The 12,351-nt window shown below is 71.0% G+C and carries 15 protein-coding genes; all 15 read left to right on the top strand.

The features are described 5' to 3' along the window. Positions 1-1,018: 1,018 nt before the first annotated feature. The 15 genes from AC0699_RS35155 to AC0699_RS35085 all read left to right on the top strand — a co-directional run bounded on the left by AC0699_RS35155 (position 1,019) and on the right by AC0699_RS35085 (position 12,254). Positions 1,019-1,366 carry a hypothetical protein gene (locus tag AC0699_RS35155; protein ID WP_478668765.1) on the top strand — a complete coding sequence of 116 codons (348 nt, stop codon included), beginning with the start codon at positions 1,019-1,021 and terminating at the stop codon, positions 1,364-1,366. 84 nt (positions 1,367-1,450) lie between these two features. Beyond that, positions 1,451-1,951 carry a hypothetical protein gene (locus tag AC0699_RS35150; protein WP_478668763.1) on the top strand — a complete coding sequence of 167 codons (501 nt, stop codon included), beginning with the start codon at positions 1,451-1,453 and terminating at the stop codon, positions 1,949-1,951. After that, entirely contained in the window at positions 1,948-2,121 is a 174-nt protein-coding gene (locus AC0699_RS35145; protein ID WP_478668761.1) for a hypothetical protein, read from the top strand. Before AC0699_RS35150 ends, AC0699_RS35145 begins: the two co-directional genes overlap by 4 nt. A 134-nt stretch (positions 2,122-2,255) precedes the next feature. Next, entirely contained in the window at positions 2,256-3,260 is a 1,005-nt protein-coding gene (locus tag AC0699_RS35140) for a DUF932 domain-containing protein (RefSeq protein WP_478668758.1), read from the top strand. Positions 3,261-3,533: 273 nt separating this feature from the next. Beyond that, entirely contained in the window at positions 3,534-4,226 is a 693-nt protein-coding gene (locus AC0699_RS35135; protein ID WP_478668756.1) for a hypothetical protein, read from the top strand. Further along, the gene (locus AC0699_RS35130) at positions 4,219-4,683 is read left to right on the top strand and encodes a hypothetical protein (protein ID WP_478668754.1); all 465 of its coding nucleotides are present in this window, start codon (positions 4,219-4,221) and stop codon (positions 4,681-4,683) included. The genes AC0699_RS35135 and AC0699_RS35130 overlap by 8 nt, the downstream gene beginning before the upstream one ends. Positions 4,684-4,767: 84 nt before the next feature. Next, positions 4,768-4,995: a hypothetical protein gene (locus tag AC0699_RS35125; RefSeq protein ID WP_478668752.1), complete on the top strand. Its 228-nt coding sequence runs from the start codon at positions 4,768-4,770 to the stop codon at positions 4,993-4,995. A 57-nt stretch (positions 4,996-5,052) separates the two neighbouring features. Continuing rightward, positions 5,053-6,075, top strand: a complete 1,023-nt coding sequence (locus AC0699_RS35120; RefSeq protein WP_478668750.1) for a hypothetical protein — start codon at positions 5,053-5,055, stop codon at positions 6,073-6,075. Positions 6,076-6,169: 94 nt separating this feature from the next. After that, positions 6,170-6,463 (top strand): hypothetical protein, encoded by a 294-nt coding sequence (locus tag AC0699_RS35115; protein WP_478668748.1) that lies wholly within the window; start codon positions 6,170-6,172, stop codon positions 6,461-6,463. Beyond that, the gene (locus AC0699_RS35110; protein ID WP_478668746.1) at positions 6,460-6,636 is read left to right on the top strand and encodes a hypothetical protein; all 177 of its coding nucleotides are present in this window, start codon (positions 6,460-6,462) and stop codon (positions 6,634-6,636) included. Before AC0699_RS35115 ends, AC0699_RS35110 begins: the two co-directional genes overlap by 4 nt. A 50-nt stretch (positions 6,637-6,686) precedes the next feature. Next, positions 6,687-7,847 (top strand): hypothetical protein, encoded by a 1,161-nt coding sequence (locus AC0699_RS35105; RefSeq protein ID WP_478668744.1) that lies wholly within the window; start codon positions 6,687-6,689, stop codon positions 7,845-7,847. A gap of 164 nt (positions 7,848-8,011) precedes the next feature. Further along, complete coding sequence (locus AC0699_RS35100) at positions 8,012-9,250, top strand: DUF3560 domain-containing protein (RefSeq protein WP_478668742.1); 1,239 nt, start codon at positions 8,012-8,014, stop codon at positions 9,248-9,250. 78 nt (positions 9,251-9,328) lie between these two features. Next, positions 9,329-9,502 (top strand): hypothetical protein, encoded by a 174-nt coding sequence (locus tag AC0699_RS35095; RefSeq protein ID WP_478668740.1) that lies wholly within the window; start codon positions 9,329-9,331, stop codon positions 9,500-9,502. Between the two features lie 578 nt (positions 9,503-10,080). Next, on the top strand, positions 10,081-11,754 hold the full coding sequence (locus tag AC0699_RS35090) for a ParB/RepB/Spo0J family partition protein (RefSeq protein ID WP_478668738.1): 1,674 nt from the start codon (positions 10,081-10,083) through the stop codon (positions 11,752-11,754). A gap of 122 nt (positions 11,755-11,876) precedes the next feature. Continuing rightward, positions 11,877-12,254, top strand: a complete 378-nt coding sequence (locus AC0699_RS35085) for a hypothetical protein (protein WP_478668736.1) — start codon at positions 11,877-11,879, stop codon at positions 12,252-12,254. Positions 12,255-12,351 lie beyond the last annotated feature (97 nt).

The following is a 12,351-nucleotide window of genomic DNA, read 5'->3' as shown; positions in this document are numbered from 1 at the left end:
CCCGCGGAGCGGGTACCACATCGCTGCGCGATGTGCAAGCGAACTGCCCTGCTTCGCAGGGCAGTTGCCCGACCCGCTCCGCGGGTCGGGATCGCTCGCTTTGCTCGCTCAACGGGCCGCGTTGCGGCCCGAGTTCGAGGCTTCGCCTCGAATCAGCGGGGCCTCCGCTGCGCTCCAGCCCCGTAATGGCAACGCCCTGCGTTGCAGGGCGAGTTGGCCGCACTGTACGCGGCCTGCCCTTCCGGCTTCGCCTCCAGGGCATGAGAGCCCGCTGACGCGGGCTCAGGCTGGCTAGGGGGAAGGGGTTGCGGCTCGTGTGGGCAGCGCACGCATCAAGATGATGCAGCATGTAGCAGTGGGGAAAACTCGGCACACCCTCCACACCGCCGCTCGGCACCCCACTTGGCCGAAGCGGCATCCATAGATCGGAATAGTGTCTGGGCATTTCCGCCCCCGTTGGATAACGCAGCTACAAAACGGGATCCGCGATAAGGAAAATGGCGGAACTCGGCAGTGCCGAAGTGCCGGAGCCGAACGACCCTCAGGGCCAGACGGCGGAACCAAGCACCGCGCCAGCAGCGCCGAAGGCTTGTACGGGGCGCTCTGTCCCCCTCCGTTACGCGGCGGCCCATGGTCGCCGCGCGCCACGGCAAAGCCAGCGCAGCGACCGGCCCAGGACCCGAGACCCGCTCCCACACCGCACCCAACCACCACACATCATCTACACCCAGGGGCAGAAAGGGCAGCAGACGAGGGGAAGTCAGCAGACTCACCATCAGGTGTAGGCCATTTGATCAGGGGTTATGCGGGAGTGCATCACGGTTGGGTGCAGCCGTTGTTGCAGCCGTTGTTGCCATGGTTGGTGCCCGGGTTGTTGCAGTCGTTGTTGCGCGAGGCCAGGACTGCCGGCGCGCCAAGGTTGCGGGTGGACCAGTGAGGAGAAGTTAGGTATTATGGAACCAGTTCGGGTGGCTCCCTCTCGAAACCGCCGAAAGTTCGTCAACAGAGAGGCGTACAAGTGGAGATCGTCATCAGCGCAGGCAAGGTGACCGCGAGCACGGGCGAAATCATGACCCCCGAGGCCGTAAAGGCCCGCCGTATCGCAAACTTCCTTCCTCGCCCGGAATTGCTCGCAGGGGCGACGATTGTGCACAACGAGGATGAGAAGTCCACGGCAATTCGGTTCGAAACCAACGCCGGTCGGATTCTCGTCATGCTGCCCATCGCGGCAGGCTTCGAGTTCAACATCATTCACGAGAGTGAGACCGGGCCGCGCATCCTCGGGTCGATTCGGGGCGCTTCCCTTCCGGTGCGTGCCGTCGCATTCCGCATCAGTGAATTTCTGCGGACGCGCGGACTGAAGTAACAGGAGGTTCCGGGGGGCCCGGTCCACCGGGCCCCCCGGACAGCCCCAGCACGTACACCAACCGGAGGGAAAGTCACTGTGAGCATGACGAGCATTGAGCCCACCCACCGCGCCATTCCGGCGACCGAGGGAGAGCGAGAACAGATGGAGGCAGCTTTCCGGGCCGCCCTGGAGCAGCTCCCCGAGAACACCGGATTCCCGCATGACGTGCGCGAGCTGGCCCGACCCCTGTTCGAGGTGGGATGGATCTCTGGCGTACGGACCGGGCACACCGGGCCCGCGCTGGCCGACGTGCCGTTGCCGCCCCACACGTTCGGCACGGCAATGTCCAACCTGTCCGCCGCCATGAACGCGGACAGTGGCCCCAGCATCGGGCAGTTGGTCAGCTACCACGGGTCGCAGGAGCGCGCGCACGGTCGGTACTGGGTGACGCGGATTGACCGCGAGATGGGCCGACGGGGACGGGTGTCCGCGCTCTACCGCCTCAGCGAGTACAGGAACGGCGCGTTCGTTACCACACTGACCGGAGTCCACACGTGGAGCATCACGGCACTACCCCAGCACTGGCAGAGGGAGACTCCGTGAGCGACTGTCACGTCTGCGAGAACGGGCGCATGCAGTGCGTCCGGGACCGATGGACACGGTCGGCTCAGGAGCGCGCAACTCTGCCGGAGTGCGGCATCCTGACCGAGAGTGAGGCATGGGCGATGCACGAGGCCTACGAGAAGCCCGAAGCGTTCGACGGGGACTGGTAGGCCGCGCCGCCGGGTGGGGTACCCGGAGATTTAATCGGTTGCCCCACCCCCGGAGTTAGGTATTATGGAACCAGTTCGGAACGGTTGGCCCCCTACCGAACAGCCGAAAGTTCGTCACCAGAAGGGAAGCCCCAGTGGCTCACGAGATCGAGCAGTTCACCGACGGCACCGCCGCTTTCGCCTCCGCCAACACGAGCGCCTGGCACAAGCTGGGCACCGTCACTGACGGTGCGATGACCGCCGAGGAGGCCATGCGCATCGCGTCTCTGTCCGGGTGGAACGTGCGTCTGCTGCCCCTGACTGCGACCGAGATCACGGCCGACGGCACCACGCCCGTGGAGGTCCCGCAGCACTTCGCGACCGCGCGCACCCACCCGAAGACCGGCCGCACGCAGACCCTCGGAGTGGTCGGCAGCGACTACCACCCCGTGCAGAACGAGGAACACGCCGAGTTCCTCAACCTGCTGGCCGACGAGTCCGGCGCGCACTTCGAGACCGCCGGATCGCTCAAAGACGGCCGTCAGGTGTTCCTGACCATGAAGATGCCGCAGACCCTCACGATCGGCGGGAACGACGAGGTTGATCTGTACATCGCGGCGTTCAACAGCCACGACGGAGGTAGCGCGTTCCGCATCGTCGTGACGCCGGTCCGGGTGGTGTGCGCGAACACGCTGCGTGCGGCGATCCAGGGGGCCCGCTCCTCGTTCGTGGTCCGGCACACCGCCGGAGCCAAGGCCCGTATTGCCCAGGCCCGTTCCGCCCTCGGTCTGACGTTCCGGCACGCCGAGGAGTTCGAGAAGGCCGCACAGCGCATGATCGAAGCCGAGATGACTCTCAGCGAGCTGAAGTCGGTCGTCGACGAGTTGTGGCCGGTCAAGGACAGCGACAGCGCCCGCACCAAGACCAACCAGCGGCAGCGGTGGGGGGCGATCTCGAATCTGTTCGAGCACGCCGACACCCAGGCCGGTATCCGGGGCACCCGGTGGGCCGGATACAACGCGCTCACCGAGTACGCCAACCACGTCGCCCCGGCCCGGGGCAAGACCGACGCCGAGAAGACGGCCGCCCGCGCCGAGAGGGTCATCAGCGGAGCGGCGAACGACCTGATGGAGAAGGCATTCGCCCTCACCACGGTCTGACCCCCTGACCGCCGGGCGGGCACCCCAACTCCCCCACGGGTGCCCGCCCGGCCCCTAAGGCCCGCAGCGGCCGCCCCGCCCGAGCGGTGAGCGCTTACCCCGTCTCAGGAGCGCGGAGCGCTCCCCGACCCGCCCCTGCCGCGTAGCGGCAGCACGTCGCGTCTGCGGAGCAGCCCGCGCGCCAAGAACACGTCCGCTCCTTTAGCGCCCAGGCCGCGCCGGCGTATGTGCACCACGCCGACACCCCGCCCACCGCCCTACGGAAGGCCATTCATGCCCATCCCGAAGTGGAAGATCAAAGGCATCGTTGACGACTACGACGAGTGCGGTTGCTGCGGCCGCCGCGGACTCAAGCGCACGGTCGCGCTGATGCCGCTGGACGCAGACGGGAACGAGGACGGCACCGTCGAAGACGTCGTGTACTACGGCACGTCCTGCGCCGCGACCGCGCTGAGCTGGAAGCAGGGCAGGGTGACCGACACCGCGCGCGCCGCCCAGGCCGAGCGGGACCAGCGCGACGCCCACGCGCGCCGGATCATCAGCATCTACGCCCCGGTGGAGTTCGCCCCTGTCCGCGACAAGGCCCGCATCTACTACGGCCGCAACCAGCCCAAGCGAGACACGGGCGTGAAGGCGACCGAGGAAGTGGCGAAGCTGCTGGCCGAGGCCCGCGCGACGCTGGCCGACACCACGACCGGCCCGGCCCGCCCGTCGCGGATCGAGGACTTCCGCCGCTACGTCGTGATCTTCACCAGCGACCGGCACATCCACCTCGTACGGCGCGTGCCGGAGGACGAGGCCAAGCGCGAGGAGCAGGCCGCCGCCGCCCAGCGCCGCGCCGACGAGATCCGGGGCAACGTCCTGGTCGTGGCCGCCCTGGACGGCGAGGCCGCGCGCGAGGTGGCGTACGCCGACGACCTGACCCGCGAGTGGAACGCGAAGGCCTGGCAGGCCGCCCATGCCTGAACAGGAACCCGCGCCCCGGTTGTTCATCGGAAGCCACGTCACCTACCACGGCCGCTTTACCGAGATGCACGACCGCCCCCTGTACGTCCTACCCTGCACATGGTCCGGCCGCTGCGACGCCTGCTGGGAGCACGAAGACGAGTTCGGCGAGCGGCAGCCGAAGGAGCGGGAGCACTTCATGGTGGTCGACCTCACCACCGACCGCCGCCTGCACCACGCCGACCGGGCGAGCCTGACCCCGATCCCGCACGAGTGGCCCGAGGACGCCGTTCCGTTCAACATCAACGGCTACTGGTACGCCGCCGCGTACACCACGGCAGGCGGAAGCGACCGCACCCGGACAGTGCACTTCTACACCGCCGAGGACTTCATGGGGCGCACGTGGTGCCACTTCGAGGAGCCCGCGCCCGACGTCCGCCGCCTGGACGAGCAGGCCCGCCGCCGCCCCGTCGTCTGACCATGTCCCGCGCGCCACGGCGCGCGGGACCCCCGGCCCGCCGCGCGCAGCCGGCCCCCGACCCGTCGCCCCGCTGGAGTCACCGTGACGAGCCCGCACCCCGACCAGCCCGCCCGTGCCGACCGCCGCACCCTGCCCTACCCCGGAGGCGAAGCGATCACGGCCGCGCGCCATCGCGCGCACCTCGCGTTCGCCCAGCTCTTCACCGCCCTCGGTGCCGGACGTCACCGCCCGCGCGTACCCCGCGCCGTTCCTGCCGGACTCGTCCGTCACGAGCTGAGCCGACCACCGGCCCAGCCCCCCCCCCGCTGAGGACCGGGCATGCCCCGCCAACCCCCCGTTCCTGTAGGCACCATGAGGAGACACCCTGTGATCACCATTGCCACCCCGTCCGGCACCGTCCGCGCCGTCCCGTCCGAGGCGGACGCCACCGGCAGCGTGCGCTACGCCCTCACCGGCGCCGCCAGGGGAACCGTTCACGTAACCGCGACCCACAGCCCCGCCCGGTGGGACCAGTTCGACGCCGTCCGGGCCAGTCTCGGATCCGCCAGCGCCGTGCGCGAACTGCCCGCCGAGCCGCTCGTGCGCATCCGCGGTCGCGCTTACCAGGGCAGCACGGTTCGGGTACTGGCCCACTCCGCCGACGTGCCCTGGGGGTGGCAGGGACCGGTGTCCCTGGTCGACACCGACGACCTGCCCGCGCCCCCGCAGGCCAGCCAGACGCTGACCGCCATCCTGCGCGCGTGCGCCGGCGACTACGCCGCGCGCAGCGACTTCGCCCGCCTCCAGCACGCGGCCCGTCGCCACGACACCCCGCAGCTGCTGAAGTGGCTGGACGCGATGATCTCGTACGCGGAACGGGCGCAGGCCCGCTACCAGGAGGAGGCGGAGGCCCATCGGGTCCAGGCCGCGCGCAGTCTCGCCGCCTGGTGGACGTTGGCCCGGTGGTTCACCGCCCGTCCGCACCCGGTGCTCGCGCTGCTGCTCTTGCCGGAGCGCGAGAGTCTGGCGCACCGCGCTGAGTACCTGCCGAAGTGGGCCGAGATCAGCGCGGGCGCAGCCGCCGAGCAGGGCCGCCGCCTGGCGCTCTTCCGCTCGGAGTACGAGGGGTTGGCCCGGCCCACCGCCGATGTGAGGGACCGGGACCGCGCGTACTTCGTGGTCGGTCAGTGGAAGGGCGGGGGCGACGTCGACATCTGGCACGTGGAGGAGGTCCCCGCCGACCCGAGCGAACGGGCCGACGTCCACGAGCAGTACTGCGAGGACGCCGAAGAGACCTTCGGCACCGTCAACATCGTTTACGCCGCCAGCCCGGAGGCCGCAGCCGAACAGGCCCGCCGGGAGGCGTACGAGACCAGCGAGCGCATCCACCGCGAGCTCACCCGCCCGTAGGCCGACACGACCGCGCCCCGGGGTGGCCGACCGACAGGCCGCCCCGGCCCCCGGCCTCACCCCCTGTGCCCCTAATCACGAGGAGAGACGACACGTGGCAACGTTCACCCACGCCACCCCGGAACGCTGCGCCCAGCTCGGCCGCGCCCTCACCACCGCCGGCCTCACTTGGAGCGACAACGGCCGCCAGGACGACCCCCAGTACCTCACCTACACCGTCACCGACCCGCACGGCCGCACGTGGCAGGTCAGCCCGGCCACCAACTTCCAGATCTCCCCGTCCAGTCCGGGGCAGATCTGGGAGGCCAGCTGTTCAGCGCTGATGACGACCATCCCGATTCTGTCCGCCCGCCAGGTGGCGGAGCGCATCAAGGACGTCCCGGCATGAGCAGCCTGCCGCCGTTCCGGCCCGAGGACTTCGACGAGCAGTGCGAGACCTGTGGCGCCCCGCCCGGGCAGCTCTACCTCGCCTGGTGCGACACCGGATACACCGCCGACGACGCCCGCGCCGACGCCGAGCGCCACGACGCCCACCGCGACACCAAGCCCCCCGCGCCGTAGGCGCACCGCCCCCAGTCCCCACCCGCCCCCTTCCACGAAGGAGACCCGTCATGGAACTGTCCACCCCCGCTGGCCTTGAGTTGCTCGCACGTGCGGTTGCCGACCAGCTCGGCGCCGACCGCACCGAGCAGGACGGCGACCCCGGCCGGGTGTGGATCGTCTACGCCGACGGCCGCGCCCTGGAACTCGTCACCAACCGCCCCCGGACCCGGATTACCGTCACCGCGGTTCTGCCCGAGCAGGCCTCCGGGCACGGCATCGAGGTCAAGCCGATCACGGTCACCGCCCAGCCCCGCCCGCGCCCCAGCGAGACCCAGGCCAAGGCCGCCGCCCGGCACACGGCCGACCACATCCGGCAGCGGCTGCTGCCCGCGCACGCCACCGCCCTGGCCGAGCTGCGCGAGCGCACCGCCCCTCAGCCGGCCACGCTCCGCCGCGCCGACGCCGCCCTGTCCGGATTCCTCGACCGCCCCCGGGGCGGGGTGGCGATCTCCGAGCAGGCAGTGCGCCGCCCGCTGGGGCTGACCGCCCGGTGCGCCGTCGCCTGGTGGCACACGCTCGACGGGCCCTCCCGCGCCGTGGCACCGTTCATGGCCGACGCCCTGCGCCGAGCCGGACTGGCAACGACGGAGCCGCACGGCAGCGGTTACGTGTTCTTCGCCGAGCCCCCCGCCAGGCAGGCCGACACGAGGTTCCGGACTGCACCCGCCACCGGGGGCGATGGGTGGGACCTGGTCGACGAGTTCACCGGCGCCTGCGTGCGCACGTACGACGACCGGGAATGGGCCCAGTGGATCGCCGAGAGCGCGAACAGCGAGGCGGACGCCGCCCGGCGTGCCCAAGTCGCGTCCCTGGACCTCCCGGGACTGTCGGAAGACCTGATCGAAGAGGAGCAGCCCCGGGCCCTGGCCGTGGAGTTGGCCGCCGCCGGACACATGCCCTACGGCCTGGACGACGTCGACTACACGCAGACGCCGGGATTCCACATCTACCCCAGCCCGGAGCCGGGTACGGCCAAGGTGGCACGGCTGCTGGAGCCCTGGGGGGCGATCCGGCCCGGAGCCCGCATCGAGGCACCCGAACGCGAAGTCGCGTGCTACGACGAGGACATGGAGGCCTACGCACGGCTCCTGAGCAGCCCGGGCCGGACGGTGGCCGTCAGTTCGGACGGCATCCTGGTCACGTTCGGTGACCCGCCGACCAGGCCCTGATCTGCACGTTTCGGGGTGGGGCTGCGCCGAGAAAGTCGGTTGCCCCTCCGAGCAGATAGGTATTATGGAACATGAGTACTGCGGCCCGCCGCCCACCAGGCCGAATACGCCGAGGAAGGGACGGGCCGCCCACCACCACACCCGCACCGAGAGAGGGCACGTACGTGACCGACGCGACCAGCACCCCCGAGTGCCGCCAGCACGGCCCCATGACGCTGCACACCGGCGCCCAGTCACCCGAACAGCGCTTCACCGGAACCTGGTACGCCTGCACCGAACCGACATGCTGGAGCGCCGTCCTGCGCCCGGCGGCCGAACTCGTCGCCGATCTCGAAACGCAGGGGCATACGGCGAAGGCCCCCCTCACCATCACCCACACCCGCGCCGAGGGAACCCTCCTGTCCGGCTCCGTGAGGGGCGACGGTGTGTACGCGCTGGTCCAGCCGTTCCACTTCCGGGCCTCTCCCTCAATCGGCATCTACCTGCGCGGCTCCCGCGACCGCCGCGCCGACCTGCACCGGATCAAGCTGGCCGCCGACGCCCTGCGGGGGGTCGGCCACCAGGTGACGGTCGAGATCGACGAGACCCACCGCCGGGCCTTCGCCGAGGCCGAGCAGGACCGCGCCCACCGGGCAGCCGGACGCGCCGCGCACTTCGGCGCGCAGGCCGAGCGCTTCCAGACGTCGTCGGACGCGAAGTGGGAGCGAGGCCGCGAAATCACGCGCGGGTACGCGGGCGAGCCAGTGAAGGTCGACCACTACTCGGCCAACCGGCACATGCGCGACCTGGAGCGTGCGGACAGGCTGTTCGGCCAGGCCGCCGAGGAACAGGCGGAGGCCGACCGCTGCGCGGGCCGAGCGGTCACGGCCGAGCACTACGAGCAGCACAGAACGAACCCGGGGGTGACACTGCGCCGCCTGGAGCGCCTGAGGGCCGAGCGGCGCCGCATCGAGCGCCAGCAGGCCCAGACGGTCGAGAGCGCCGAGGCGGGGAACCTCGCCCCTGAGGCCCTGGTCGCGGCGCTCGTCCGGCTCGACGCCGACCATGCCGACCTGTGCGACGAGATCGGCAACTGGGAGCAGGTCATCGCAAAGGCCGAGGCCGAGGGCGTGAAGCTGTGGGGACCGGGCGACTTCAAGGCGGGCGACTTCGTGCGCTCCGGCAGCCGCCTGCTGGGGGTCCTGCGGGTCAACAAGAAGACGGTCACCGTGCCCGGCGGACCCGAGGCCGGGCCGATCATCTCGCAGGCCAACCGGCAGTACTCGTTCAGCGGGAAGCTCCCGTACGACAAGGTCACCGGCCGCGTGAGCGCCGAGGAGATGCGGGCGCTTCTGGCGGACGCGGAGGAGAAGGCGAGGCAGGGCGAAAACGCCGCCGCGGGCGAGCACCAGCGCGGCGCCTGAGCACGTGCTGTGTCCGCCCGCTCCGTGCACGCGGCCCACCTGAGAACCGCCCTTCACAGCCCGGCAAAGGAGACCCCCGTGTTCCCCGACCCCGAACCCGACGTACACGCCCACCTGGACGCCGACCCGCGCTGCATCTGCATCCCACTGCACTGCGGCGGCTACCTCCTGGAACCCGGCTGCCCCATGCACGGGATGACCTCCGGGCGCACCTTCACCTGGCACTTCGCCGACCGGTGCCCCCGCCGCTGACGCGACCGCTCCGGGAGATCCAGCACACGAAAGGACCGCCGCCGCGCCCAGCCAGACACCCCACTGGACACCCCTGAACATTCCACGCTCACCGACCGCCAGCGGCCTGGTTCACCACCGGGCACGGCCCGGTGTCCGTGCGGAGGTACAGCACCGCCGCGAAGCCACCGGCGGACAACCCGCGTAACCGTCGACGCCCTGCCTACGCAAGGTGCGTACGGCAGTCCCTCGGTCCCACAAAAGGGAGGTTTCGCCATGCCCCGCTCCGCCCTGTCCCCGCCGCTCGCGCCGGCCCCCGCGGCTGATGACGACCGCAGGTGCGTCGACTGCGGCTTGCCCTGCAACGAGCAGGTGGCATCCATCCCCCGCATCGGAGGCGGAACGCGTGCCGTGTTCGCCTGCTCCGTGCACGCAGCCCGGCGCCGCCGGGCGCTCTGACCTGCGCCGTTGACGGTGGGGCAGCGCTGAGAAATTCGGTTGCCCCACCCCATAGAGAAGGCATTATGGAACCAGTCGAGGAGGGCGGCTCCCTCTCGGCGCCGCTGAACGTCCGTCAACCCAGCACAAGGAGGCCTGCAATGGCCACAGCTACCACGTCCACCACCGCCGCCGACCAGAAGGCCGGACCGGAGCCCGCCGACACTGACGAGGCGAGCCTGACCGCCGTCCTGCTCGACCCGGACGCAATCGTCCGCGACGAGTGCAACGCCCGCGAGCACGACACCGAGCCCGACGACGACCTGATCAACTCCGTGAAGGCCGTCGGTGTCCAGGACCCGGTCAGCGTCCGACCCCGCCCGGACGGCACCTACGGCGCGTTCAAGGGCTGGCGGCGCACCCAGGCGGCACAGATCGCCAACGCCACCGCCGAGACGGAAGAGCACGAGAAGCGGCAGATCAAGGCGTACGTCCGCGCCGACTTGGTCGGCCGGGACGCGTGGACGCGGTTCCTGTCCCTGATTGAGAACCACCAGCGCCAGGGCATGTCGACCAAGGACACCCTCAAGGCCGCCGAACTCTCGCTGATCGGGATGGACGAGGTCGAGCAGAAGCACGCCGCGCGCGCTCTGGGGCTCAAGCGCGGCACCGGCAAGCGACTCGGTCGTGCGCAGCAGCTCGACGACGCCACGCTGCGCCGGGCCTCGGCCGGGGGCATGGATCTGGAGCAGATTGCCCAGCTCGCCGAGGTCGAGGACGTGCCCGGCGCGCAGGACCGGCTGCTGCGGGCGCTCGCCCGGGACGAGGCGGAGGAGGGCGGCGGGCGCGGCCACTGGGACCAGGAACTCGCGCTGCTCCAGGCCGAGCAGGCCGACCGCACCGCCCGCAAGGAGGCCATCGCGGCGCTGGAGAACGGGGGCATCGCCCTGCTGCCCACGCGGTTGGCCTACGGGGAGAAGGACACCGCCCGACCGCTGTCGGAGCTGACTACCGGTCTGGGCAACCCGCTGACCGAGGACAACCACTCCGGCTGCCCCGGCCACAGCGCCCGGCTCGACGAGGAGCACCGGCCCGTGTGGTTCTGCGCCGACCCGGCCGAGTACGGCCACAAGGCACGTCCTCAGCCGAAGAAGGAGAAGACGGCCGAGGACGAGGAGAAGGCCACCGAGCGGGCCCGCGTCACCGCGTGCAACCGGGCCTGGAAGACCGCCGCCGGGCCCCGCCAGGAGTTCGTCACCCGGCTGGTGCGCGGCAGCAAGGCCCTACCGGAGGAGGCCTGGCGGTTCGCGGTCGGGGTGCTGCTGGACCTTCCCCGCTTCTACGGCAAGTGGGCGCAGCGGCAGGAGGTCGAGGACGTGGCCAGCTTCCTGGGCGTGAAGCTGCCCGAGAGTCCGTTCGAGCGGGTGCGGCTGTCGGAGCTGGTCACCGTGTCCAAGGCACGGACGGCCCACGTGCTGTTCGCACACGTCGCCGCCGCCTTCGAGCGCGACATGCGCGACCCGAAGGGCTGGAACGACGCCCGCATGGAGGTCCGCTTCCTGTGGGAGGACCTCACGCCCCAGCAGGCCGCCTACCTGCTGCTGCTGGAGAAGCTCGGCCAGGACGACAAGGGCAGCTACCGGCTGTCCGAGCGGGACGGCGAGGCCTCGCCGTTCAGCGCCTACAAGCACGCCCGCTTCTCCCCGGCCTACGAGCTCACCGGCGAGGTCTACCCGCTGGAGAGCGAACTCGCGGCGGACGCCGAGCTGCGTGAGCGGTACGGCCAGATCCCCGACAACGCCGTCGCCGCCCTGGTGCTCTACCCGCTCGGCTGACCGCCGTGCACTCGGCGGGCACGGCAGCCGGTGCCCGCCCCTCCGGCCCACCTTCCCGCACCGGTTCCCGCCGGGCGTACCGCGCCCGGCTCATCCCACGCAACAGAAGAAGGGACACACTCATGCCCACCCTTGCCGAAATCCGCGCCTTCGTCGGCCAACTGTCAGAGGTCGGGGAGCTGGCCGCCGTTCAGGAGGCAGCTGCCGAGCGCCTGATCCGGCTGGACGCCGCCAAGCACCCGGTCATCGCCCCGGGCCGCATCGGACGGATCACCACCACGATCACCCCGGCCTGCCTGCGGCTGCTGACTGGCACCGTCCAGCAGCGCAACCGCACCGGAAGCCGCTTCGACTTCCTGCTGGACGAGGCCTCCACCGAGCGGCTGCGCCGGGACCCGCGCAACACCCGCTTCCGCATCGCCGAAGACGAGAAGCGGTACCGGATCCCGAAGATCCCGGCCACGTGCATCGAACTCACCGACACCCCGGCCGACTCCTAGACCGCCCCGGGGGGGGGGGGGGGGGGGGGGGGGGGGGGGGGGGGGGGGGGGGGGGGGGGGGGGGGGGGGGGGGGGGGGGGAGGGGGGAGGGGAAGCG

It is taken from the genome of Streptomyces sp. NPDC043870 (assembly GCF_056435785.1).
Note: the sequence above shows the minus strand (reverse complement) of the source record. Positions and strands in the feature narration are given on the sequence as shown.